The sequence below is a fragment of the Pseudomonas sp. FFPRI_1 genome (assembly GCF_055384485.1).
In genome coordinates this window covers 3961097-3985674 of record NZ_AP029168.1, presented here as the reverse complement: position 1 = coordinate 3985674, position 24578 = coordinate 3961097, and the positions used below count along the sequence as shown (strand labels likewise).

The following is a 24578-nucleotide window of genomic DNA, read 5'->3' as shown; positions in this document are numbered from 1 at the left end:
CCGAACTGGCCCTGAGAGCATTCCTCAAGTGCCGGAGACATCCAGTACAAATACCTTGATGTAGGGCTGCAATTCTTGCGCGATGCTGGCCTCCAGCTGCGCCTTGAGCTCGGCAGCCGAGCGTGGCGATACCCCTGTGGGGGCACTGGTGATCGGGACGCCGACGCCATGCCAGAACACCCCATAGATGCCATAGCCCCGAGCACCGGGGTCCGAGGTGTAGAGCGCGACCAGTTGATCCTGGATCGAGGTCCATAGCTCGGCGTGGCTGGTTCGCTTGAGCTCGATGACCAGTTTGATGGCGCCATGCTGCACCGCGATGTCCACTCGATTGCCATGGAGCATGTGCCCTTCTGGTTCGGCGGTGATGCGTCGGCCCTCCAGGCGCGGACGCAACAGCCCCAGGAGCGCGTCGCGACAGCTGTTCTCCCACTTGGGCGAGTCGATCTTGCCGTTGGCTTCGTTCCAGAAGAACTTATGCCCGTCGAGGTTGCTCTTCAGCTGGCTGGCCACCGCGTGTAGCTCATCCAGGACCAGCGCCTGCATGTGCATGATGTTGGCCGGTGGCCCGTTGCTCAGCACATCACGCACTTGCTCCCAACCGCTGCGGATGTACTGAGCGTCATGTTGCCGGGCTCGATAGACCGATAAGCCATGCTTTAAACAATCGCCCCAGGGGACCAGGGCCGCATCGGCCTGTAGCCCCAGCAAATGCTCTCCGGCCTCCCTGGAAGGGTGTGTGGCGAGAAAACCGATCAGCGTTCGAATGAACTCGTCGGCATCCTCGGGGCCGGTGTTGACGGGCGTGAACCAGTCGGAGTCCACCAGCGCGACGGGAAACTGCTCGGCGACCATGCGACAAAAACTGGCCGCCTGCAGGGCACTCATTTCCAGCGGAGCTTCGAAACCACGTACCAGGTCCGTCAGGTCCCGCAGGTACCAGAGCACTTCATTTTTCCCGTCGCGGTCCAGCGCTGCCAGTGCTGGAGCGAATCGGTCCAGCGACATCAGCACGCCCAGAGCCGTGATAAAACCTCGATGGGGGGCAGCGGCCTCATCGGCCAGGAGAGCCAGTAAGGCGTCGCCGAACTGTTGCTGCCCCAGGTGGCGGCAGTAAGGTCGTACCAGGTAGTAGAGCTGGGTCTTGTCAAGGTGCGGCGCGTATTCCAGCAACTGGCGAACCGTATCCAGCTTGTCCGCCAGGGGCACTTGGCCGGTGAGTTTCAAGCCTAGGCAGTGGCTCGTTGCGCCGGTGATGACCTCACTCAGCAGATGCTGGGCGAGGCAGTCGATGTAAAGCGCATAGTGGTCCCGGCGAAATGCCTGGAACCAGGGCTTGCCTGCCAGTTGATCCTGTTCGATCAGCTTGAACAGCACCTCCCCGAGGAACAAGGGATCGGCGTCCGCGACTGGATAGCCTGCGTCCAGCTGCTGCTCAAGCTCCTCGAGGGCGCGGTTGACAAGCTCCAGCACCCGCTGGTCCAGGGATGTCTCGGCGGCGGATTCCTCGACTTCGGCCTGGACCTCCTCGGGCTCCTTGGCCGGCGCTGCGGAAACGGCAAACCCCTCCAGGCCGGGATGGCGGGCCGCCCGCAGCAGCAAACCCGGTGCGTGGGTCCGGTCGTAACTGCCCAGGGCCTCGTTAAGCTCATTGAACTGCCGGTAGCCCTTGTACGTGGTCAAGCCGTTGCAGGCGGACAACCAGGCGAACAGCCTGGCTTCGTCCAGCGAGGTCTGAGTGGCGAGGTAACGAATGATCAACGGCGCCATGAATGTCAGGGCGTCCAGGCCGGCTGCATCGCTGAGGCCGTGGCTATCGATCGCCAGCAGGCCGTCGAGGCAGGCGGGAATATCCCCGCTCGCCACCAGCTCATGCAGGTTCCAGCGAGCCAGCGCCGCCTCATCGTCCAGCAACTGCTCGGCGTTGAGCCGATAAAGCTCCAGCAGGTCCTGGTAACCGGCCTCCGACCTGAGTACCCGGCTGAGGATAAAGGCCCGCAGACGCCGGCCCCGACGCTCGCTGACCAGAGTCTTGAAAGCCATGCGCAAGGCGTGCAGTCCCGGCTCGCCCAACTGCGACAGCACTTGGGCTGCGTAGGCACATTCATTGGGATGGGTAGCGGCGTCGGCCAGCAGTTGCGCCAGGACGCCCACCAGTTCTGGCAACGGCTGCCCGACTCGCAAGGTATCGAGCACCAGGATCTTCAGCTCATGGGGCTTGGCCGGGTCCTTGAGGATGCTGCTGAAACACTCCACCATGGCCGGTTCCGCCAGGCCTGCCAGGACCTTCGAAGAATAGTCGGTGCCCCAAAAGCCCGGATCGCTCTCGGCGAGACGGGTCAATGCCTGGAACAGCTGGCGCTTGCTGTGACTGCTCAGTGACGCGCCATCGCCGTAGCTCAAGATCCCCATCGGGTCAGCCTGGATAAATTCCTCGGCATGGCCGCACAGGGTCAACGGCAGCCAGGCATGCAGGCCCCTCAGGTAGGAGACCGGCGTTCCCTCTCCCCCCAGCAGCAGGCGAATCCGGCTCAGCGGCACACCTTCCTGAAACCGTTCACCGAGGTAGCTGGCCGCCAGGTATTCGGCGATGGCCTTGTGGCTGTGATCAAACACCCCAGGCTCACCAGTGGCCCTGAACAGGCGACTGGCCAGCGCGGCACGCAGCGCCTTGGGCGTACACAAGTTCAGCGCCGCCAGGGAGGGAAAACGCTGGTTGTTCGACGCCTGGACACTGAACCCATCGATATCCGCCAGCAACCGCACCGTACACAACAGCCCGGCTGCGCGCTGCAGTTCGAGGGTACTGAGTTCGGCACGCAAGCGCCGGTCATTGAGGTGGGTGCTGTTGTCTTCGGTGAGGAGCACCGTGCAAGAACGCTCGAACAGCTCCCGACGCGTGCGCGGCCATGGCGCCTGCGCCACCACCTGGGCGAGCAACCGCAGGGTCAGGGGGTTGCCCAGCATATCCTCGAGCCCCCGTTGTCGAGCCTGGGCCAGAAAGTCCGCAGCCACCTGGGGAATGCTGGCGATGACCTGCTGCTGTTGCTCTTCATCCAGTGGCAGCAGATACAGTTCCTGCACTGCGTTCTCGTCGGGAAAGCAATCCTTCAGCGCCTCCCGATCGTCCTGCCACATCCAGTCGGCATTGCGGCAGGAAATCCGCACCTGGCACGACTGCAATTCGCCGATCTGTCTGACCAGGCTGTCCATGGCCGGCGCATCTGCGTAATGCACACGGCATTCATCCAGCGCATCGAGAAACAGCGTGCTGCCTGGGGCAAAGACCGTGGGTTTCCTGCGCAGGAAGTCCCGAACTTGCAGGTAGTGGCCGCCCGACTGCCGGGCAAGGGCCTCGAACAGATGGCTCTTGCCGGCTCCAGGGTCGCCCAGGAGCACAATACAGCGAGTGTCTTTATGCTCAGAAAAACGGCTGACCTGGCCGCCTGCTGCCGAAACCTTGCGATCGATCAAAAACCCTTCCTCACTTGAAAAAAATCCGTCGAGCATCGGCGCAACCACCATCACCGGGCCAGCCCCTGGGCCAGGCGCCACAGACTAGGTTTTGTACGAAAAGCCTTGATACTCGGTGATGCTGCGTTGAAAACGCTCTCGGAATGCTCATTTACAACCCGTAAACTCCGCTTCCTCGACCGTTTTCGCCTTGCCTGACCTTCGTCTCAAAACTTTTCGTACAGAACCTAGCTGCAACCTCAAGAGATGCAACGGATGCAATGCTCATGCAGCAGAGGACATTCCATGCTTGGCCTGTCCCTTCTACACAACCCCTTCTGCGCACTCCCTTCTGCACAATGCCCTCCAGCACCTAGGCTTGGGTTCAGGGCCCGGGACTACGGGCAAATCGCCAGCTGCGCTTGATGAACCCCTGAACCGTCGAGGTTCTCGCTCCGTTATTCGATAAATGAATAATACATATAGCTAAAGAAACTAAATAAAAAACCTTCGCTCACTTATCTTGAGACACCTCCGTGTTCACCTCACTGGAGCAGTTTTCGTTTGAAATCAGACCGCGCCCAACCTTGAGCGCCGTTTGTGAGGCCGATAAGGAGATGACCTCTGTGGTGGATGTACAACAAAAGGCAGGCACGCCTTCCCCTCGCTTCAAGACGGCCAACTGACGCCCGAACCCGAGCCAGAGGAAGCCGTTGATGGCAATCACGCAAAACACTCGATTGGTGCAGGTCGACAGCCCCCTGGGCGGCGATGTCCTGCTACTGCAAAGCATGGAAGGCAGCGAAGAGTTGGGACGCCTGTTCCATTATGAGCTGGACCTCACCTCCGAAGACCGGGCGATCAAGTTCGACCAGTTGCTGGGCAAGCCAATGGGCCTGGGCCTGGAACTGTACGGCGGCGGCCAACGCTACTTCCACGGGATTGTCAGCAGTTGCCGGCAATTGACCGGCCACGGCCAGTTCGCCGGTTACCGCGTCAGCCTGCGCCCCTGGTTCTGGCTGCTGACCCGCACCTCGGACTGCCGGATCTTCCAGAACAAGACCGTGCCGGACATCATCAAGCAGGTGTTTCGCGACCTCGGTTTCTCCGATTTCGAAGACAACCTCAGCGCCAGCTATCGGGAGTGGGAATACTGCGTCCAGTACCGTGAAACCAGCTTCGACTTCGTCAGCCGGTTGATGGAACAGGAAGGCATCTATTACTACTTCCGCCATGAAAAGTCCCGCCATGTGCTGGTCCTGGCGGACGCCTACGGCGCTCACTTCAGCGCACCGGGCTATGAATCGGTGCCGTTCTTCCCGCCCGATCAGCAAATGCGCGAGCGCGACCACTTCTACGATTGGCAAATGGCCCGAGAGGTCCAGCCCGGCTCGCTGGCACTGAACGACTATGACTTCCAGCGGCCCCGCGCCAGCCTGGAGGTGCGCTCCAGCGTGCCGCGCAACCACAGCAACGGCGACCACCCGCTCTACGACTACCCGGGTGAATACCTGCAATACAACGACGGCGAGCATTACGCGCGCACCCGCATCGAAGCCATTCACAGTCAGTTCGAACGCGTGCAGCTGCGCGGTCGCACCCGTGGCCTGGGTTCCGGCCATCTGTTCAAGCTGACCGGCTATGACCGCGCGGACCAGAACCGCGAATACCTGGTGGTGGTCGCACGCTACCAGATCCGCCAGGAAGTCTATGAAAGCGGGCAACTGGACCTGGCCGAACAGTTCGTCAGCGAACTGGACTGCATGGACGCCAGCCAGGCCTTCCGCCCCCTGCCCCTGACCCCCATGCCGATTGTCCGCGGGCCGCAGACCGCCGTGGTGGTCGGCCCCAGCGGCGAGGAGATCTGGACCGACCAGTACGGCCGGGTCAAGGTGCACTTCCACTGGGATCGCCATGACCAGTCCAACGAAAACAGCTCCTGCTGGATTCGCGTGTCCCAGTCCTGGGCCGGCAAGAACTGGGGATCGGTGCAGATCCCGCGGATCGGCCAGGAGGTCATCGTCAGCTTCCTGGAAGGCGACCCGGACCGACCGATCATCACCGGTCGGGTCTACAACGCCGAACAGACCGTGCCCTACAAGCTGCCGGCCAACGCCACCCAGAGCGGGGTGAAAAGCCGCTCCAGCAAGGACGGCTCACCGGCCAATTTCAATGAAATCCGCATGGAGGACAAGAAAGGCGCAGAACAGCTGTTCATCCATGCCGAGAAGAACCAGGACATCGAGGTCGAGAACGACGAGACCCACTGGGTCGGCCATGACCGCAGCAAGACCATCGACAACGACGAGACCGTGCACGTCAAGCACGATCGGACCGAAACGGTGGACAACCACGAAACCATCACCATCGGCGTGAACCGCACCGAGGAAGTGGGCAACAACGAGAAGATCACCATCGGCGCCAATCGCACTGAGCACGTGGTCAGCAACGAAACCATCACCATCGGTGCCAACCGCACGGAAAAGGTCGGCGCCAACGAAAAGATCAGCATCGCCAGCAACCGCACCGAGGATGTCGGCGGCAACGAGACCATCGACATCTCCGGCAACCGCGACGAGACGGTCCAGGGCAACGAAGGGATCGAGATCAACGGCAACCAGAGCACCCGGATCGGCCAGAACGAATCTCGTGAGGTTTCCCGCAACCGCGGCACGCAGATCGGGCAAAGCGACAACCTGGACGTCGGCAAGCACTTTTCCCTGACCGCCGGCGACTCCATCAGCCTGACCACCGGCGCGGCCAGCATCACCTTGAAGAAAGACGGCACCATCGTCATCAGCGGCAAGAACATCACCATCGACGGCTCGGGTGCCATCAACGTCAAGGCCAACCGTAACGTGGTGATCAAAGGACAGAAGATCCTGCAGAACTAGGACAGTGGAGGTTTCTAAATGACGGTTCAGCACTCACTACCCGCCCAGGCGCGCATCGACTCGGTGATCATCGGCACCCTGCTCGAGCTGCCCGACGCAAGCGCGCCCAGGGTCACCTACCCGGGCTGCCCCAGCAGCGACGGTGTAATCGCTCGTTGCACCGCGTTGCTGAGTACCGCGGACATCGGCAGCCAGGTGGCCCTCATGTTCGAAGGCGGTGACCCGCTGCGTCCGCTGGTGATCGGTCGCCTGCTCGGCGCCCTGCCCGCTCCCGTCGCCAGTGTGCGGCTGGATGAGCAATGCCTGGAGTTGAGCGCCGAACGCGAGATCGTGCTGCGTTGCGGCAAGGCCAGCATCACCCTGACCCGCGCCGGCAAGGTGATCATCCAGGGGGCCTACCTGTCCAGCCGCTCCAGCGGGGTCAACCGCATCAAGGGTGGCTCGGTGCAGATCAACTAGACAGGTATCCGCTCCATGGAACTGCTCAATGCCAGCCCCCTGGTCACGGCCTATACCCTCGGGGTGGCGCGCGATGGCCGCGAATCCCTGGTCGTGGTGGCCAAGGGTACTTTCAATCTGCCCCTGGACGGCCGCGCCGCGACACTTGCCGCGCACCAGCCGCCGCTGCTGATGGCCGACACCTTTTTCGGCGAACCGGGCCTCAGCGCCCCCTCGCAGGAGATGGACTTCGCCCCGTTCAAGCCATTTTGCGATGTGCTGGTGTGCGGCAAGGCCCATGCCCCCGGCGGGCGCCCCGTGACGCAATTGACTGCGGGCATACGCGTGGGCCGGATGAGCAAGGCCTTTTCCGTCCTTGGCCCCAGGCATTGGCAGCCAGGGGTGCTGGGCGTTGCCCCCGGGGTCCCCCAGCCCTTTACCCAACAGAGCATCACCTATGCCCAGGCCTATGGGGGCTCCCACCCCATGGCCAACGCTCCCGAGATGCGCCACGGTTTCCCGGACAACCCCAGCGGTTGCGGCTGGTTTCCCCGTGGCACCGATGACCTGGACATCGTTGGCCGGCCCATGCCCAGCACCGAGGAGTTGGGCAAGCCGGTCGACAGCCCCTTTGGCGACTTTCGCCCCATGGCCCTCGGCCCCATCGGCCGCAGCTGGCCGCAACGCGCGCGCTACGCCGGTACCTACGACGATGCCTGGCTGGCCGACAGCTTTCCGTTTCTGCCGGAGGATTTCGATACCCGCTACTTCCAGGCGGCCCCCGAAGACCAACAGATCGACTACCTGCGCGGCGGTGAAGAGGTGCTGTTGCTCAACCTCAGCGCCCAGGAACGTGCCGGGTTTCGTATCCCCGAAATGGAGGTGCCGGTGACTTTTTTCCTGAAAAAAGGCGGTCACGAGACCGTGTCGGCGGTGATCGACACTCTGCTGATCGACACCGACACCGCCCAGGTGCAGTTGACCTGGCGTATCTCGCGCCCGCTACGGCGCAATGTGTTCGAGATAGCCCAGGTGCTGGTCGGCACCATGCCCACCGGCTGGTGGCGCGCCCGGGAACTGGGCAAGGACTACTACCCCTCGCTCGGCGCCCTGGTCAAAGCCAGGCGCGCCACGGAGGACAGCCACGGATGAATGCCCTTAGCATTATCGGCTCCGGCATGGTCAGCGCCGTCGGCCTCAGTGCCCCGGCGAGTTGCGCGGCGATCCGCTGCGCCATCGACAATTTCCAGGAAACCCGCTTCATCGACCGCGCTGGCGAATGGCTGATGGCGGCCAGTGTGCCGCTGGAACAGCCCTGGCGCGGCCGCACCAAACTGATCAAGATGGCCGCCCGGGCCATTGCCGAGGCCCTGCACAGCACCCCCGGGCTGGCCCCGGAACAGACCCCGCTGCTGCTGGGGCTGGCGGAAGGCGAACGCCCGGGACGGCTCAAGGATCTGGACAGGACGCTGCTGCACGCCATCGAAGACGAACTGGGCCTGCGCTTCCACCCTGCCTCCAGCATCATCGTTCACGGCCGGGTCAGCGCTGCCGTGGCCCTGCTCGAGGCGCGCAAGCTGCTCTACCAGGGAGGGCATCGCCACGTACTGGTGGCCGGCGTCGACTCGTTCCTCAGCGCCGCGACCCTGACCGCCTTCGAACAACGGGAGCGCCTGCTGACCAGCCAGAATTCCAACGGTTTCATCCCGGGTGAAGGCGCCGCGGCCGTGGTGCTGGCGGCTCCTGTCGCCAGCGAACAGCCGCAACTGCTCTGCATCGGCCTGGGTTTTGGCATGGAAAAGGCCACGGTGGAGGCCGAAGACCTGCCGCTGCGCGCAGACGGCCTGACCCAGGCGGTGCGGGCGGCCTTCGGCGAAGCCGGCTGCGGCCTGGAGCAGATGGATTATCGCCTGACGGATATTTCCGGCGAGCAGTATTACTTCAAGGAAGCGTCCCTGGCCCTGAGCCGCAACCTGCGGGTGCGCAAGGAGTTCTTCCACCTCTGGCATCCCGCTGACTGCATCGGCGAAGTCGGCGCGGCCATCGGCCCGGCCATGCTCGCCGTGGCACTGGCCGCCAGCCGCAAGGGCTATGGCGAGGGACCGAAGATTTTCTGCCACCTGGGCAACGATGCCGGACAACGGGCCGTCGCCCTGCTCAGCTACCAGACAGTGAGGGCTGCCTGATGGCCAACCAGGTGTTTGCCAACAATATGGAAGTGTCCTGCAAGTCGGCCGACGGCAAGTCGATCGCCTGCTTCCCGGATGTCTGTTTCACCCCGCCCCAGGCCCCGCCTACCCCGCTGGGCGTGCCCATCCCCTACCCCAACACCGGCATGGCCAAGGACACCACCAAGGGCACGCGGACGGTGAAGATCACCCGCAAGGAAGTGATGCTCAAGGACCAGAGCTTCTTCAAGACCAGCTATGGGGATGAGGCTGGAAACGCACCGAAGAAGGGGGTCGTCACCAGCCGCAACAAGGGCAAGGTGTATTTCACCTCCTGGTCGATGGATGTGAAGTACGAAGGCAAGAACGTCGTCCGGCACATGGACCTGACCACCCACAACCATGCCTCTCAACCGGGCAATACCATGCCCTGGCCCTACACCGACCGCATGGCGATGGCCAAGGACCTGGCCCAGTGCGAGGGCGAAAGAAAGCGCGCGAAAGACGCCTGCAAGGACACCGAGCAGAAAATGATCTGCCCGGATATCAGCAAGCTGCAGGCCGCGACCAAGGCCAGGAAGGCTGCCAAGGACGCCGCAGGCGACGGGTTCAAGGACAACCTGGCCTACGCGGCCAAGCACGCCGAGGTCCAGAGCGAATATTCGTCCCTGGCGCAAACCATCAACGCCGATCCTTGTCAGAAAGCCATGCGCTGTTTTCTCGTGCCCTTCAAGCCCAACCGATGCTGCCCGGGACAGACCGGCGACCACCTTATCGACTCGGCGTCCTTTACCGACGGGCCGGCCTTTCCCGGCCAGCCCAGAAGCAAGCACCCGACCAAAGCCGGCTGGAGCAAATACATGACCGACAAGGCCCCGGTCATGTGTGCGGAGGGGCCCAACCAGACCACCGCGACCCACGGCCAGATGCATACCCGGCGTGGGGTGGTGGCCCTGCACGAGGCCGATGCGAAGGGTGAATGGCCAAGGTCCAAGGCGACCCATACAGGGGCCAAGGCGGCGAAGAAAACCTTTCCAGATTCAGACTGCAGCCAGGAGTGCCTGGAAGCCCAGTTGAACAGTTATCACGACAAGGCCAAGGACCCTGGGCCAGAGAAACCGATCAACGCTAGTGCGTCGATGACCAGTGATCCGCATGAGCGTGGCAAGGCGGTGGCCGAGATGTTCGCCAGTGAGTCTGCCCGTTAATTCATTTACACCCGGAGAGCAACATGGATACACGAGATCCACGATTCAGCGGACTGAGCATTACGACTGGAGCTGTTCGCTATTCAGACCTGAGTTATTTGATTGCCACCAACGACGCCTCTGTCAGTGAAGGTTACGCCGACTCACTGCTGTTCACCCTGGATCGTGGAACCTGGGGCGCCGGCACCGTGCCCTGGCTTGCCTGTTCCGGAACCGTCTGCCACGTGCCGGCCGAACGTTACCTGGTGCTGGGCACCGATGGTTCGGTACGGGCCAGTGGCGGCGGCGTAGTCAAGGAGGAGGCCCCCATCGCAACCTGCGGCGTCGACCCGAAAAAGCGCGGCCCCCTTCGTGAAATCCGCGGTATCGCCAAAGGTCGCGCCTATGCCGTGGGCACTTGCCGGCAGGCCTATGTACGCGACGGCGAAGACCAGTGGCGCTGCATCGACCAGAGCGCCCAGGGCGGCGACACCCCGATCACCGACACCAGCTTCGAGTCCATCGATGGGTTCAGCGAGCAGGAAATCTATACCGTCGGCTGGGAAGGCGAAATCTGGAAGTACGACGGCGCTCGCTTCACCCAGCAGAACAGTCCCACCAACCTGGCGCTGTACAAGGTTCGCTGCGCGCCGGACGGTTATGTCTATGCCTGTGGCCAGCTCGGGACCCTGCTGCGGGGCCGCGACGAGCAATGGGAAGTGATCGAGCATGACAGCACCCGGGAAGACCTCTGGGGCATGGAGGTGTTCGACGGACAGCTGTACCTGTCTTCCACCCATTTCGTCTATCGCCTCGAGGACGGCAAGCTCAAGCCCGTGGACTTTGGCGACGAGGCACCACAGAGCTGCTATCACCTGAGTGCGGCCGACGGCATCCTGTGGTCCATCGGGCCCAAGGATGTCATGGAGTTCGACGGCTCGAGCTGGACCCGGCGCCTGCGCATTGACTAACCCCACAGCCCCAGCCGGCCTCGGCACCAGGAACGACGCTTGATGAACACACTGCCGCTGGTCCTTGACCTGCATGCCGAAGAAGCCGCTTTCCTCGCCCTGCTGCGGGATCATGCATTGCGCGCACCGCATTACGACCTGGATGACCTCGACAAGCTGGACCAGCGCATCGACGCGCATCTCGACGGCCTGCGCATTGCCGGTGCACGGGGCCAGGAGGTCCTGCTGGCGCAGCTCGGGCCTCGGGCCGTCGGTGAGATGTTCGCCAGTGTGGTGCTGGCCTTCGAGGCCGAGGATGCGCCCCTGTTGGCGCGGCTCAGCGAACACTTGAGAACCGCGGTGGACACCGAGCGCGGTTACCTGATGGCCCTGGGCTGGCTCGACTGGCAGTGCCTGTTGCCCTGGATCGAATCCATGCTCGCCTCCTCCGTGCCGCTGTTCCGCCGTCTTGGCCTGGCGGCCTGCGGCATGCATCGCTACGACCCCGGCCCGGCCCTGCTGGCCGGGCTTTGCGCTGCCGAGCCCCAGCTGCTGGCCCGCGCCGCCCGTACTGCCGGCGAACTGCGCCGGCACGACCTGATGGCGAACATTCGCCTGCATCGCCTGCATCAGGAGGACGCCACGCGCTTCTGGGCCAACTGGGCCACCGCGCAGATGGGTGATCAGAGCGCCCTGGAACTGCTGCGCCCGTTCGCCGAGCAACCGGGGGAATTCCAGTACCGTGCGCTCTGCGTGTTGCTGGCCTGGCAACAGCGTGAGCCGAGCATTGCCTGGATACGCCAGTTGCTCGAGCATCCCGAACAACGCCGCATCGGCATCCAGGCCATTGGCCTGCTGGGTGATCCGGCTGGCGTGCCCTGGCTGATCCAGCAGATGAGCGAGCCGCCTTATGCCCGGGTCGCTGGCGAAGCCTTCAGCCTGATCACCGGCGCTGACCTGGCGTTGCTCGACCTGGAGCTGCAGGACCCGCCGGACTTCGATGCCGGCCCGAATGACGACCCGCACGATACCCATGTCGCCATGGACCCCGATGAGAACCTGCCCTGGCCCGCGCCACAGGCCATCGCTGCCTGGTGGCAAGCCCATGGTGGTCATTTCCAGGCGGGGGTCGGTTACATAGGGGGACTGGCGCAGAACCAGAACAATTTTCGCCAGGTGCTTGCCCGAGGCCAGCAGCGCCAACGCCTAGCCGCCGCCTGTGGCTTGGCCCGCTTTCAGCCGAACGAAGTGCTGTTTCCCACCAGCGCACCGACACGGCGACAACAGAGGCTTTTGGGAAACACGGCGAAGTCCGGGCGATGGACCGGGGCCAATGCCTGACTGCCGCGGCGCTGATCGGCGCTCCCGGATCGACAGCAGGTCGGCGCCGCCGAGCAAGGCTTGCTCAGGTTGATGCGTAGGTTCTCAGGCAACACTCGAAGATCCCGACACCGCGATCCTCGCTGTAATCAATGGAGAGTTGTGTGCAAAAGTCGCTGCTGATCAGCCGGACTTCATCGCTTTTGGCTTGATCAAAGTCGAACCCTGTACAAAGGCTACGCGCGCTTTCCAGCCTGTAGGCTCCGCAGTATTTCCAGTCGTCATCGATCAGCAGATAGACCCTGCGATCAGCCATTCTGGATGAAGCAAAATCAAGGCTTGCAGCGGCCGAAGCAAACTCCAGCGGCTCGCAGCTGCTTTCATTGCGGGCCTGCAGCTCGCTGATCAGCTTGTCTGTTTCAGGCAGGCGCAAAAGCCGTGCCGGATCGAAGTCCGAGTGCAGAAGCAGCTCGATTTTGTCCTTGTAGCCGGCCAGGCGTTTTTTCCCTTGAGCCTTTCGATAAAGGATTGCTCTTGAGTAGCAAGCAGAGTTCATTGGCAGCACTCGGTTTTCAAATAGCAGGCCCTGCGCTTGGGTCAATGCAGGCCGCAAGCAGCTCGTGTTTGATCAGCTCTTTTCTGGCAGCGCTCTGATCGGCCCCGGTCATGTCCCACAGGTAAAAGCCTCGCCGTTGCTTTGCCAACAGCGCTTTCTCATAGCCTTTCTCGGCAAACTTGACGACCTTGCCCGATGGACTGCCATAGCGCTGGATCGGCAACTGCATCAGTCCAAACCACTGTCGCAGCAGCCCACTGACCTCCGTCAGGCTGACCGCGGCGTTACTCTTCAGCTGCGCGGCAAAGAAGTTGTAGTCCTGGCTCATGCCTTTTATCTCTTGGTCCTTGAGGTCATCGATGGTGCTCCGATCCTGGTCGGGGTTGTGCTGGACAGGCGTCCTGCTCCCCGTTCGCGGGCCTACCCCAGTTGCAGGAAAAACCCGCCGAGCTGGGCACCTGTCCGTGCTGCAAAGTCTTCATCGAGAAACAGGTAGCCCATGCCATCGGACAGAATGCCTTTGTGCGCAGGCAACGCCTGGTCCAGGTCGCCCCCATAGATCGACAGCCTCCGGCGCCCTGCAGGAAAGGACAGCGCCGACTGCAACCAGGCATCCACGCCATCCAGCTTGGAAGCCAGGTTCTCGTCATCGTCAGGATCGGCGTTCGCCAACAGGCGGATGCTTCCCCGTTCCAGCAGCGGCGCTGGCGCCTCATGGCGTTCAGCTGCGGCGCGAAGGTAACCCATGACCACCGCTTCGCAGGCACCCTCCCGGGCACGCAGCCTTCGGTAGTGGGCCACCTCGCCGGGCTGATAGGGGATGAACAGCGAAACCCAGTAGCCGCTGCCCTTCAATGCCGGGCAAAACCAGCTGCCTGGAATCGCCAGCAAGTGGGTCAAGGGCACTCCTTCAGCGTCACGTGGCCAAGCCAGCGCCTGTGGCAGGCAGGCCCCGCCTCCCGCATAGGCAGCGTCGCCGGCAGGCGGCTCGGGGCTGAAGAGCAACTCGTCAAACATCCGTGTCTCTCCGTTCGGTTGTCGCCGGCATCGGCAGCCGAGTGAATGGGCTGTGCCGCCGATCAGGCGGCGCGCAGATTACCACGGTCAGCGGGTTATTCCGTACAGCCCGCCTCCTGCCCGCCCTACTGGCCTGATGCCATTGACGAGATCCCCTCAAGGGTGGTCCCATGCGCGCCAGTTTCAGGTGTCCCATGTCGTCGTGCATGGGGTTAAACGGGAAGCCGGTGCGTCATTTCGATGATCAGTCCGGCGCTGCCCCCGCAACGGTAAGCGAGCGAAGCATTCGACAGACCACTGTGCCAAGGCATGGGAAGGTGAATGCTTCATGCCCCTCGCAAGCCCGGAGACCGGCCTGCAACTTCGTTTGACAACCCCGCGGTGGGCGGGCGCAGTCCGGTTTGCGTGGGCGCGGCTGCCCGCGATTCCCTATGCGTTGTTCCCTCCGGGATTCATTCATTCCTTATCAGTAGTAGGAATCATGTCCCGTAACTCTCTGTTTCAATATCTGGCGAGTCCTTCGCTGCGTTTTACCCTCTTGCCGTGCATGGCCATGTGCACCTCGGTTTTCGCGCAGGAGCAATCCTCCCTGGCGTTGCCCGAGACTCAGGTCAGCGGGGTTTCAGAGCACTTTGAACTGCCCCTGAATACGCCCCTGCCCGCCGGCTCCCGTCTCAACCTGAGCGCCCTGGAGACACCGGCCAGCACCAGCAGCCTCGGCAGCGACGCCATCCTTAACCGCAACAACCTGACCGTGCAGGACGCCGTCACCCGTTCACCGGGCATCACCAGCGCGGCCACGCCGGGCAATGGCAACACCGCGCTGTCGGCCCGCGGCTTTACCGGGCACACCTCGGTCATGACCCTGTTCGACGGCGCACGCCTGTACACCGGCGCCGGCAGCCAGACCTTTCCAGTGGACCCGTGGATGATCGAGCGCATCGACGTGATTCGCGGCCCGGCTTCGGTGCTGTATGGCGAAGGGGCCACCGGCGCGGTGATCAATGTGATCCCCAAGAAGCCCTTCGACGGTGACATCCGCAACCGCCTGCGCCTGGGGTATGGCTCCAATGATCGCCAGCAACTGGGCCTGGACAGTGGCGGTTCGCTGAGTGACACCCTCAGCTATCGCCTGACCCTCAACCAGCAACAAAGCAATGGCTGGGTGGATCATGGCGAATCCCGCAACCTGGCGCTCAGCGCCGCGCTGCGATGGCAGGCCAGCGATGACCTGAGCTTCACCCTGGCCCATGAACGGGGCGAGAGCGAACCCTCGAACTATTTCGGCACCCCGCTGATCGCAGGCCAGTACCGCGACAGCCTGCGGGACAAGAACTACAACCTGCGCAACGCCGTGCAGCGTTACAACGACGAGTGGACCCGTTTCAATACCGACTGGCAGCTCAGCGACGACGTCAGCGCCAGCAACCAGCTCTACTACATCAAGAGCCGCCGCCACTGGCGGAACGCCGAGGCCTACAACTGGATCAGCGCCCGGGACCAGTTGCTGCGCGGTGACTACCTGGAGATCAAGCACGACCAGGAACAGATCGGCGACCGCCAGAGCTTTACCTTCAATCACTCGCTGTTCGGCCTGGACAGCAGGACCGTGGTCGGCCTGGAGTACAACCGGATCCGCTTCGGGGTGGCCAACAACTCGCCCTACAAGGACCTGGGGGGTGACTACATCGCCCCCTGGAACCCTGCTCCCGGTTACTTCCAGAGTCAGTCGCCGTTCTCGGCGCAGACCGAAAGCACGACCCGCACCTTTGCCCTGTTTGCCGAAAACCGCCTGCAGCTGTCGGAGCGCTGGTCCCTGGTCACCGGCATTCGCCGCGACCAGAACCACATCGACCGCAATGACCTGCGAGCCGATTCCCGCAGCGACCGCAGCCTGAGCGGTGGCAACTGGCGAGCCGGCCTGGTGTTTGCCGTCACTGACCAGCTCTCCCTGTATGGCCAGTACTCCACCAGCGAAGACGGGGTCAACAACCTGATCAGCCTGAGCCCGAGTCAGCAGCAGCTGGACCTGACCGAATCCAAGCAGACCGAATTCGGCCTCAAGCAGCAGTTTTGGAGCGGCCGTGGCGAATGGACCCTGGCGGCCTACCACATCGTCAAGAAGAAGCTCCTGACCACCGACCCGGTCACGCGCCTGGCGCAACAGGTTGGCCAACAGTCCTCCGACGGCCTTGAGGCCTCCCTGGAACTGGCCCTGGAGCAGGGCTGGAAGGTCTCGGGCAACGCCTCGGTGGTGCGTGCCGAATACGATGATTTCAATGAAATGGTCGGCGCAAAACCGCTGTCTCGCGCAGGCAACCGCCCCACCAATGTGCCGCGACGCACCGCCAACCTGTGGCTCAACAAGGCGCTGACCCAGAGCCTGGAGGCCGGCATGGGCCTGCGCTACGTCGATGCCCGTTATGCCAACACTGCCAACACCGTCGATGTCCCGGGCTACACGGTGCTGGATGCCAACCTGGGCTGGCAGGCCCTGCCCGATGTGCGCCTGGGCCTGCAGTTGAACAACCTGCTGGATCGGCGTTACGCCGTGGCCCAGCAGAACAGCGGCCAGCAATGGTTGATGGGCGAGCCCCGTTCATTCTTTGTAACCGCGGACTATAGCTTCTGACCCAACGACTGCCGGCGGCCTGCTGGTCGCCGGCAGCCTCTGCCAATCGAGGTTGCACACCGGCCTGGCGCCGCTTTCCCTTGGTCCAGCGCCTGTGCCTGCTTGCGCTGCCGGCATTGCCACCCCATCGCCAATCAATGTCTATGCTCTGACAGGCGCACTTTGTGCGCCGTCCCCGGATCTTCTCCACCACATGGAAAGCAACCCTATGAAACCGCTCCGCACGCTTGCGTACGCTGGTGCCTTCGCCTCGACCCTGTTCACCTGGAGCCTGAGCGCTCATGCCGCAGACATCCCCCTGGGCAGCCAAGCCATGGAGGGGCATATCGTCACCCAGGTTCTGGCGGTGGACCCGGCCAACTACCAGGTCACGGTAGAAGGCCTGGACAAGAGCCCGGTGCCGATCCAGCTCACGGACCAGGCCAAGGCCCTGCACAACCTGAAAGTCGGCGACAAGGTCGACATACAGGTCATGCGCTCGGTCGCCTACGTGCTCGACACCAACGTTGGCGGCGCCCCCGGGGTCAGCAACGAAACGGTGACGGTGCGTGCCACCCCGGACAATCCCAACCCGGGTGGCGAGGCTATTCGCCGGGTCAAGGTCACCTCGAAGATCACCCAGATCGACTTGAACCAGCATGAGGTGACCTTGCTGCCGCCGGAAGGCAAAGTCAGGGTCCTCAAGGTTGAGGATCCTGACCTCCAGGTCCGCATGAAGAAACTCCAGGTCGGTCAGACCGTCGATGCCATCTACACCGAAGTGCTGAAAGTCAAAACCTCACGCTAGGCACGTGCATGCGCCCGCAACCGCCGGGCGCGGTCGAGCAGGCGCGTGGCGCCGGACGAGCGCTGGAAAGGCATGCGCGCGGATCGGCCATAGACACCGCTCATGCCCCTGCCCTGCGCTGAGGATAAGCACAGGGCCTGGGGCCGCGGCTATTGGCACAGGCTGTCAGAACTTCTCCGGGATATGCCGGTACGGATAGTCCGCCTCGCGATAGCCGTCCGGCTTCTGGCGCTTGGGCAGGGTCACCTTGGCGCGGGGCACGGCCTTGTACGGAATGCGGCTGAGCAAGTCGGTGATGATGTTGAGCCGGGCCCGGCGCTTGTCGTTGGAGTCGGCCACCAGCCAGGGGCCGTACTCGGTGTCGGTGGCCTTGATCATCGCGTCCCTTGCCCGCGAGTAGTCATACCAACGGCTATAGGACTTGAGGTCCATAGGCGTCAGCTTCCAGATTTTCCGCCCGTCCTTGATCCGCGCTTGAAGCCGGCGGGTCTGTTCCTCCTCGCTGACCTCCAGCCAGTACTTGAGCAGGATCACCCCCGAGTCGACGATGGCCCGCTCCACCAGCGGTACGGACTTGAGGAAGTTGTCGGCCTGGGCTGGAGTACAGAACCCCATCACGCGCTCGACCCCTGCCCGGTTGTACCAACTGCGATCGAAGATCACCACTTCACCGGCGGCGGGCAGATGCGGCACATAGCGCTGCAGGTACATCTGGCTCTTTTCCCGATCGGTAGGCGCAGGCAACGCCACCACCCGGAACACCCGCGGGCTGACCCGCTCGGTAAGCGCCTTGATCGTCCCACCCTTGCCGGCACCGTCGCGCCCCTCGAAGATGATGCAGATCTTGATGCCCTTGTGCATCACCCACTGCTGCAACTTGACCAACTCCACATGCAGCTGCTGCAGGTGAGCCAGGTAGTCCTTGTTCTTGAGCCTGGAGCGTTGGGGGCTGGTGCCCTTTGCGGCGAGCTTCTTACCTTTTGCCATGGTCAAAGCCTCACAAGTACAGGTCACTGGTTGACAATGACCAGGCTTGAAGGTCCAGACTCTGGTCGCGTATGTCCGGCTCGGGCACAGGGAAAACCTCTGTCGGCGCGGGCCGGTTTGAGTGTAGTGCGAAACAGTCCGCTGACGATTCTGGGCCGTGATTTCGCGGGAAACCCTTGCAATTCCTGGCCCCCGAATCGCACTTTACAAAGCCTCAAAACACACTAACGTCCAGATGAAAGTAGATCATCTGGGTCTATCGCGAGGAGAGATGACAATGGCTACGTTCGAACCCGGACACCTGCATATCGAGCGCCATGCGCTGAACAAGGACGACGTCAGCTACAACCTGTGCATCGACTACCAAGTCACCCAGGACCCCAGGGAAGGCAAGGGCATGCTGTTCACCATGCATGGCAGCATCCAGGGCAAGGAGCTGAAGGAAACCTTCTACCTGCCCAAGGACCAGGCCTACAACTTCGCCAGCAACGTGACCAAGATCGCCGAGAAATACGGCATTCCCAAGGCCATGAGCAGCATCGGCTCGATCCACAAGCACTACGACGCCATGTTCGAAGATGTGCGGGTACAGCTGAACATGAAGTCTGGCGATCCGGTCAACCCTGAACATCTGGAATGAGCCGCTGCAGCGGTCTTAGATCCGTTGCCGCGGCATCACGGGGGGCTGCAGTTGCTGCCGGGGCAGCCTCTCGGAGCCGCTGCGGGGATTTCCCGGATCGGTAGACGGATCAGGGTGAGCCGGTCCGTTGCTGCCGGTTCCCCTAGGGTATGGCGTAGATCTTGAACAACTGCCCGGGGTATTGCCGCCAGGTCTGCGCGGCGCTGCAGCGGGTTCGGCCCCCTGCCCCCTGTCGTCCGCAGGGCGGGCAAAAAATCAAACCTTTGCCTGGACCGGGGCTCCATCGTCAGGCGCCCCCCAGCGTCGCCCCTACTTCGAACAGGCCATTGCCCGGGCCTTGCTCAATCGCTGAGCGCTCCTGCGTCCCGCACGGGTGATGTGCCGAACCGCGCCCTCTCCCGCCAATGGCCGGTGATTCTTATCGGCCGCGCCTGCAACGGCCAGCGCGGCCGACACAGGCCAGGCAAGCAGATTGAACTCCGCCCTCCCCGGACTTTCCCAAGCAATAGAAGCCGGTTCGCCCAACGCTAGACAACGCTCTCTGGAGTATCTCAATGGCCCAGCCCCTCGATGAGCACCCGCACCCACACGACGTCGACGCCACGCCGCAGCCTGCCAGCAAGTCGCTTCGCGGTGGCCCGGCAAAGGCATTGCAGTACTGCATCCAGCGGCATGACGCGAGCCACCTGCACTATGACTTTCGCCTGGAGCTGGACGGTGCCCTGAAGAGCTGGGCGATTCCCAAGGGGCCGTCCCTGGACCCCAGGGTTCGGCGTCTGGCGGTGCATGTCGAGGATCATTCGCTGGACTACGTCGATTTCGAAGGGCGCATCCCTGAAGGTCATTACGGCGCGGGCGAGGTGATTGTCTGGGACCGTGGGGTCTGGATTCCCGAGGGCGACCCGCATCAGGGGTATGCCAACGGTAGGCTGCGCTTTCGCCTGCAAGGGGCAAAGCTTCTGGGCAACTGGAGCTTGTTCCGGACCCGCATGGCCGGCAACCAGGAGCAGTGGCTGCTGGTCAAGTCTGCCGATCCCCAGGCCCGCCAGCAGGAAGACTACGACATTCTGCAGGCGCGCCCCCACAGCGTACTCAGCGAGCGCACCTGGCTGGCGCCCAATAGCCAGTCGTCCAGACCGCAGTCCAGGGGCGTTAGCCGATGGAACCTGGTCGGCCTGCTCTGGGCGCGGCTCGTGGGGCAGTGGTACCTGGTGGCCCTGAACCTGCGCCGCTTGCAAAAAAGCACCGCGAATGAGCAGAAGCCGATCTTGGAGTTGCCCCGATGAACCCAGCCACCCTGTCCTTCCTCCAGGTTTTCGCCCAGCGGCCCCAGGGCCTGGACCTGGACCTGGACCCGCAATTGCAGCGCTGCCTTGATCAGTGCAGGGCCTGCGGCCTCGATCAACTGCCCCTGCCCGGCCAGGGCCATACTCTGCAGCGCTGGCGGGTATTGGCCGAGGTCGCCGGTGCCGACCTGGCGCTGGCCAAGCTGTTCGAAGGCCATACCGATGCCCTGGCCATCATCGATGAGTGCGCTGCCAGCCATCTGGACATCACCGGCAGTTGGGGCGTCTGGGCAGCCGAGCCGCCCAGCGCACGAGTGCGCATCGTCGCCCGCGACGGTCACCAGGTGCGCCTGCAAGGGCGCAAGGCCTGGTGCTCGGGGGCGCTGCAGCTCGATTGCGCCCTGGTCACCGCCTGGGATGAGCAACAGTGCCCACAGTTGGTTGCGGTCAGGCTGGACCAGCCTTCCCTGCGCACTTTTGAGCAAGGCTGGCAGGCCGTGGGCATGGCCAGCACGGCAAGCGTCGATGTCCAGCTCGATGCCTGCCAGGGACAACTGGTGGGCAGCAGCGGTGAGTACTTGTCACGGCCGGGTTTCTGGCACGGTGGCGCCGGCATCGCCGCGTGCTGGTACGGTGCGGCCCAGGCCCTGGGCGGATACCTGCTGGAACACTGCGAGCGGCGCGCCGACCCGCACGCCCTGGCTCACCTGGGAGCAGTGGATGCCGCTCTGGCCGGCGCCCGGGCAGCCTTGCGCGAAACCGCGGCGTGGATCGACGAACAGCCCGAGCGCGATGCGCAACTGCCGGTCCGGCGCCTGCGGGCCCAGGTCGAAGACGCCGCCGACAGAGTCCTCAGGCATGTCGGCAGAGCCCTGGGGGCGACGCCCTTGTGCCGCAACAGCCACTTTGCCCGCCTGAGTGCCGACCTGCCGGTGTTCATGCGCCAGAGCCATGCCGAACGTGACCTCGCGGAGCTTGGCCGACAGCTCCCTGGGACCGCCCACAGGGAGTGGCCGCTATGAACCAGCAACCGGTGTTGAACCCGATCCAGGCGCCGGGAACGCCGCTGGCCCAGTGGCAGACCTGCGGGTTGCTGCAGGCCACTCCAGCGATCCGGCATGAGCAGCTGCTGCCTCCCGGCTGCCGCCTGGTGGTGGTCGCCCCGCACCCGGACGATGAAATCCTTGGCTGTGGCGGGATCCTCGCCGGCATGGCCGGCAGGGAGACCGAGGTGCTGCTGGTTTCAGTCAGCGACGGTGAAGCCAGCCACCCGAATTCCACCCACTGGAACCCTGGGCGCCTGCGCCAGCAACGCCCTCGCGAGAGTGCCGAAGCCTTGCGCCGCCTGGGCTTGCACCTGCCCCAGCTGAGCTGGCTGCGCCTGGGCCTGGCGGACAGCGCCGTGGCCAGCCGCGAGCGCTGGCTCGGGGACCACCTGCGGACGTTGCTGCAACCCGGCGATCGGGTGCTGAGCACTTGGCGCCAGGACGGCCATTGTGACCACGAAGCCGTAGGCCGGGCCTGCGCCCAGGCCTGCCGGATCAGCGCTGCCGAGTTGATCGAGGTGCCCATCTGGGCCTGGCACTGGGCGCACCCGAACGACCCACGGCTGCCTTGGCAACGGGCCCGCAAACTGTTTCTGCCGCGCGATGTACTGGCCCGCAAGCAACACGCCATCGCCGCCCATGCCAGCCAGGTGCAGGCCGACGGCAAGACCCCGCCGGTCCTCGAGCACGAGGCCCTGGCCCGCCTGCTGCAACCCTTTGAACTGGTGTTCATATGAGCGTACCGGCGCACTACTTCGAACAACTCTTCAAGCACGACGATGACCCCTGGGCCTTCCGCAGCCGCTGGTACGAGAAGCGCAAACGCCAGCTGCTGCTGGCCAGCCTGCCTCGCCAGCGCTACCGGCGGGTGTTCGAGCCCGCCTGTGCCAACGGCGAGCTCAGTGCCGGGCTCGCCGAACGCTGCGAATACCTGCTGTGCCAGGACCTCAACGCCAAGGCGGTGACACTGGCCACCGAGCGCCTGCGTCCCTGGCCGAACGCCCGCGTTGTGCAAGGCAGCCTGCCGGATGACTGGCCCGATGGCGAGTTCGACCTGATCGTGCTGAGCGAAATCGGCTACTACCTCGACCCCGCCGCGTGGAGCCACGTGTTGCAACTCGCCGCTGCCAGCCTGGCTGCGGATGGCGCGCTGCTGCTCTGCCATTGGCTGCACCCCATAGAAGGCTGCCCGCAAACCGGACGCCAGGTCCACCAACTGCTGGCCGAGCGCCTGGCGCTGCACCGTAGCCTGTACCACGAGGAGACGGATTTTCTTCTTGAGTGCTGGTGTGCCCAGCCTTGTGCCCTTGACCTGAACGAGGCCTGCCTATGATTGCCGTGATCATCCCTGCCCATAACGAAGAACAACTGCTCGGCCGCTGCCTGCGGGCCCTGGCCCAGGCCACCCTTGGGGCATCGGTCAGCGGCGAGGAGGTGCAGACAGTGGTGGTGCTCGATGATTGCAGCGACGCCAGTGAAGCGGTGGCGCGTGCCCATGGGGTGGAGGTGCTCAAGGTGGTGGCGCGCAATGTCGGCCAGGCTCGTCGCGCCGGCGCGGCCTTGATGCTCGAGCGCGGGGCGCGTTGGCTGGCGTTTACCGATGCCGACAGCTGCGTACCGGCCGACTGGCTCCTGTGCCAGCTGGCCTTTGCCGCCGATGCGGTGTGCGGCACCGTGCATATCGAAGCCTGGCAGCCCCACCAGGGGGCCGCCCTGCGGGCACGCTACCAGGCCCACTACCAAGATCGCGAAGGGCATCGGCATATCCATGGCGCCAACCTCGGCATCTGCGCCCGCGCCTATGCTCGGGTCGGCGGTTTCCAGGCCTTGGCGCTGCACGAGGACGTGCAACTGGTGAATGACCTGCAGCAAAGCGGTGCCCGTATCGTCTGGACCGCACGCAACAGTGTCTCCACCAGCAGCCGCAGTGACTGTCGGGTGCAAGGCGGATTCGGTGATTTCCTCAGCAGCCTGGCAGGCCAGGGGTAACGGGCCTGCCAGATGGGGCGGACTCCACCCGGCAGGGAGCCCATCGAGGGCCAGGTGCTGAAGGGACAGACAGCGCCGGCCGCTTGTTTCGGAGCATGGCGCCGCCCGGCACTGAACGTGGCTCGCTCACAAGGCCTGCAGAAAAGCCTTCAGTGCCTTCAGCTCGGTGCGGTCCAGGGCCAACACCTGGAACTGCGCCGAGGTCACGGGAAACTTCGGATCGTGCAGTTGTTCCCCCTTCGCAACAGGCCTGGGCATGCCACTGTTGTAGAACAGCAGCACCTGCTCGAGGCTGCTGGCCAGTCCATTGTGGAACCAGGGGCCGGTACGACTCACCAGGCGCAGTGAAGGCGTACGGAAACGCCCGACATCTTGCGCCAGCCCGGTGACCTCATAGCGCCCCAGGTCTTGGCGGCGTCGCCCATAGAAGGTCAGGCCTGCATTGTGGAAGCGGTTGTCCTGCAGGCCCGGGCCGAAGTGGCAGTTCATGCAGCGGGCCTTGGTACGAAACAGGTGCAGCCCCTGCAATTGCTGGTCACTGAGCGCCTGTGCCTGGCCCCGCAGAAAGCGCTCGAAGGGCGTGCGTTGTGCAACCCGCAGCAGTCCGCGCTGATAAGTCGCCAATGCCGCCGCCACCTGCTCGGCACCCAGCGCCTGTCCGGGAAACACCTTGGCGAACTGCGGCGGATAGTCCGTGCTGTCACGCAGCCGGGCCACCAGCTCCGCGACGCTGAAGGCCATCTCCTTGGGGTCGACCACCGGCATCAGGGCCTGCATCTCCAGGCTGTCGGCGCGCCCGTCCCAGAACAGATGCCCGGCCAGGCCGCTGGTCACCAGGCTCGGCGCATTGCGCCGGCCCGCTGCCCGGTCATGCCCGAAGGAAACCCGACGCCCGTCGGCAAAGGCCAGGTCCGGCTCATGGCAGGAGGCGCAGGCGATCTGCCCCGAGCGCGACAGGCGCGGGTCGAAGAACAGCTGGCGGCCCAGTTCGGCCTTCTGCTCGGTGTAGGGGTTGTGTTCCGGAGCCGGCGCCCGCTCGGGCAACGGGGCCAGCTCTTGCCAGGCCACACCGGCATCCACCTGGGGCGCCGGCCACTGTGCGGAGGGCCGGCTGTACATCGCGCGCAGGCAAGCCGGTTCGCTCAGTGTGCAGGCCAGCACCGGCAGCGGCCCGAGCACCAGCAGCATGCCGAGCATGACCACAAGACGCTTCAGAGACCGGCGCATC

Annotated in this window: 20 protein-coding genes, 1 pseudogene and 1 riboswitch; of the genes and pseudogenes, 15 read left to right on the top strand and 6 right to left on the bottom strand. The window is 63.9% G+C overall.

Annotation, left to right across the window (positions count from 1 at the left end; all coding sequences use genetic code 11):
• Nucleotides 1-24: 24 nt before the first annotated feature.
• Nucleotides 25-3474 carry an NACHT domain-containing protein gene (locus ACZ5BO_RS17680; RefSeq protein ID WP_464695905.1) on the bottom strand — a complete coding sequence of 1150 codons (3450 nt, stop codon included), beginning with the start codon at nt 3472-3474 and terminating at the stop codon, nt 25-27.
• A 695-nt stretch (nt 3475-4169) separates the two neighbouring features.
• Here ACZ5BO_RS17680 and ACZ5BO_RS17675 point away from each other — a divergent pair.
• Genes ACZ5BO_RS17675 through ACZ5BO_RS17645 form a run of 7 tightly spaced genes read left to right on the top strand, consistent with a single transcriptional unit; the run spans nt 4170 to nt 12431 of the window.
• A complete protein-coding gene (locus tag ACZ5BO_RS17675) occupies nt 4170-6347 on the top strand; it encodes a type VI secretion system Vgr family protein (RefSeq protein ID WP_025128940.1) in 2178 nt (725 codons plus the stop codon).
• An 18-nt stretch (nt 6348-6365) separates the two neighbouring features.
• Nucleotides 6366-6806, top strand: a complete 441-nt coding sequence (locus tag ACZ5BO_RS17670; protein ID WP_464695904.1) for a DUF6484 domain-containing protein — start codon at nt 6366-6368, stop codon at nt 6804-6806.
• A 15-nt stretch (nt 6807-6821) separates the two neighbouring features.
• Complete coding sequence (locus ACZ5BO_RS17665; RefSeq protein ID WP_464695903.1) at nt 6822-7937, top strand: DUF2169 family type VI secretion system accessory protein; 1116 nt, start codon at nt 6822-6824, stop codon at nt 7935-7937.
• Nucleotides 7934-8971, top strand: a complete 1038-nt coding sequence (locus ACZ5BO_RS17660; protein ID WP_464695902.1) for a beta-ketoacyl synthase N-terminal-like domain-containing protein — start codon at nt 7934-7936, stop codon at nt 8969-8971. The genes ACZ5BO_RS17665 and ACZ5BO_RS17660 overlap by 4 nt, the downstream gene beginning before the upstream one ends.
• Complete coding sequence (locus ACZ5BO_RS17655; protein ID WP_025128944.1) at nt 8971-10161, top strand: PAAR-like domain-containing protein; 1191 nt, start codon at nt 8971-8973, stop codon at nt 10159-10161. Before ACZ5BO_RS17660 ends, ACZ5BO_RS17655 begins: the two co-directional genes overlap by 1 nt.
• 23 nt (nt 10162-10184) lie before the next feature.
• Nucleotides 10185-11111, top strand: coding sequence for a beta propeller repeat protein (locus ACZ5BO_RS17650; RefSeq protein WP_025128945.1), 927 nt, complete (start codon nt 10185-10187; stop codon nt 11109-11111).
• A 42-nt stretch (nt 11112-11153) separates the two neighbouring features.
• A complete protein-coding gene (locus ACZ5BO_RS17645) occupies nt 11154-12431 on the top strand; it encodes a TIGR02270 family protein (protein ID WP_464695901.1) in 1278 nt (425 codons plus the stop codon).
• Between the two features lie 64 nt (nt 12432-12495).
• Here the strand turns inward: ACZ5BO_RS17645 and ACZ5BO_RS17640 are convergent, their stop codons facing one another.
• The 3 genes from ACZ5BO_RS17640 to ACZ5BO_RS17630 all read right to left on the bottom strand — a co-directional run bounded on the left by ACZ5BO_RS17640 (nt 12496) and on the right by ACZ5BO_RS17630 (nt 13983).
• Nucleotides 12496-13011: a hypothetical protein gene (locus ACZ5BO_RS17640; protein WP_157838085.1), complete on the bottom strand. Its 516-nt coding sequence runs from the start codon at nt 13009-13011 to the stop codon at nt 12496-12498.
• Nucleotides 12983-13294: a hypothetical protein gene (locus ACZ5BO_RS17635; RefSeq protein WP_464695900.1), complete on the bottom strand. Its 312-nt coding sequence runs from the start codon at nt 13292-13294 to the stop codon at nt 12983-12985. The genes ACZ5BO_RS17640 and ACZ5BO_RS17635 overlap by 29 nt, the downstream gene beginning before the upstream one ends.
• A gap of 92 nt (nt 13295-13386) precedes the next feature.
• The gene (locus ACZ5BO_RS17630; RefSeq protein WP_025128949.1) at nt 13387-13983 is read right to left on the bottom strand and encodes a hypothetical protein; all 597 of its coding nucleotides are present in this window, start codon (nt 13981-13983) and stop codon (nt 13387-13389) included.
• Nucleotides 13984-14151: 168 nt separating this feature from the next.
• A riboswitch (cobalamin riboswitch) is annotated at nt 14152-14356 on the top strand.
• Nucleotides 14357-14530: 174 nt separating this feature from the next.
• Between ACZ5BO_RS17630 and ACZ5BO_RS17625 the strand changes: the two genes are divergently transcribed.
• Together ACZ5BO_RS17625 and ACZ5BO_RS17620 are read left to right on the top strand one after the other, a co-directional pair.
• Nucleotides 14531-16615 (top strand): TonB-dependent receptor, encoded by a 2085-nt coding sequence (locus ACZ5BO_RS17625; protein ID WP_464701308.1) that lies wholly within the window; start codon nt 14531-14533, stop codon nt 16613-16615.
• Between the two features lie 208 nt (nt 16616-16823).
• The gene (locus ACZ5BO_RS17620) at nt 16824-17402 is read left to right on the top strand and encodes a hypothetical protein (RefSeq protein ID WP_464695899.1); all 579 of its coding nucleotides are present in this window, start codon (nt 16824-16826) and stop codon (nt 17400-17402) included.
• A 165-nt stretch (nt 17403-17567) separates the two neighbouring features.
• Here the strand turns inward: ACZ5BO_RS17620 and ppk2 are convergent, their stop codons facing one another.
• Nucleotides 17568-18389, bottom strand: coding sequence for a polyphosphate kinase 2 (gene ppk2, locus ACZ5BO_RS17615; protein WP_025128952.1), 822 nt, complete (start codon nt 18387-18389; stop codon nt 17568-17570).
• A 277-nt stretch (nt 18390-18666) separates the two neighbouring features.
• Between ppk2 and ACZ5BO_RS17610 the strand changes: the two genes are divergently transcribed.
• The 6 genes and pseudogenes from ACZ5BO_RS17610 (at nt 18667) to ACZ5BO_RS17585 (ending at nt 23350) form a co-directional block, all read left to right on the top strand.
• Nucleotides 18667-19029, top strand: coding sequence for a DUF5064 family protein (locus ACZ5BO_RS17610; protein ID WP_025128953.1), 363 nt, complete (start codon nt 18667-18669; stop codon nt 19027-19029).
• 554 nt (nt 19030-19583) lie between these two features.
• Nucleotides 19584-20189 (top strand): annotated as a pseudogene (locus tag ACZ5BO_RS17605) (DNA polymerase ligase N-terminal domain-containing protein); the annotation flags it as partial.
• A 122-nt stretch (nt 20190-20311) separates the two neighbouring features.
• A complete protein-coding gene (locus tag ACZ5BO_RS17600) occupies nt 20312-21337 on the top strand; it encodes an acyl-CoA dehydrogenase family protein (protein ID WP_464695898.1) in 1026 nt (341 codons plus the stop codon).
• Nucleotides 21334-22098, top strand: a complete 765-nt coding sequence (locus ACZ5BO_RS17595) for a PIG-L deacetylase family protein (protein WP_025128956.1) — start codon at nt 21334-21336, stop codon at nt 22096-22098. The genes ACZ5BO_RS17600 and ACZ5BO_RS17595 overlap by 4 nt, the downstream gene beginning before the upstream one ends.
• Nucleotides 22095-22694 carry a class I SAM-dependent methyltransferase gene (locus ACZ5BO_RS17590; RefSeq protein WP_464695897.1) on the top strand — a complete coding sequence of 200 codons (600 nt, stop codon included), beginning with the start codon at nt 22095-22097 and terminating at the stop codon, nt 22692-22694. Before ACZ5BO_RS17595 ends, ACZ5BO_RS17590 begins: the two co-directional genes overlap by 4 nt.
• Nucleotides 22691-23350: a glycosyltransferase family 2 protein gene (locus ACZ5BO_RS17585; protein ID WP_025128958.1), complete on the top strand. Its 660-nt coding sequence runs from the start codon at nt 22691-22693 to the stop codon at nt 23348-23350. Before ACZ5BO_RS17590 ends, ACZ5BO_RS17585 begins: the two co-directional genes overlap by 4 nt.
• A 126-nt stretch (nt 23351-23476) precedes the next feature.
• Here the strand turns inward: ACZ5BO_RS17585 and ACZ5BO_RS17580 are convergent, their stop codons facing one another.
• Nucleotides 23477-24577, bottom strand: coding sequence for a cytochrome-c peroxidase (locus ACZ5BO_RS17580; protein WP_464695896.1), 1101 nt, complete (start codon nt 24575-24577; stop codon nt 23477-23479).
• Nucleotide 24578 lies beyond the last annotated feature (1 nt).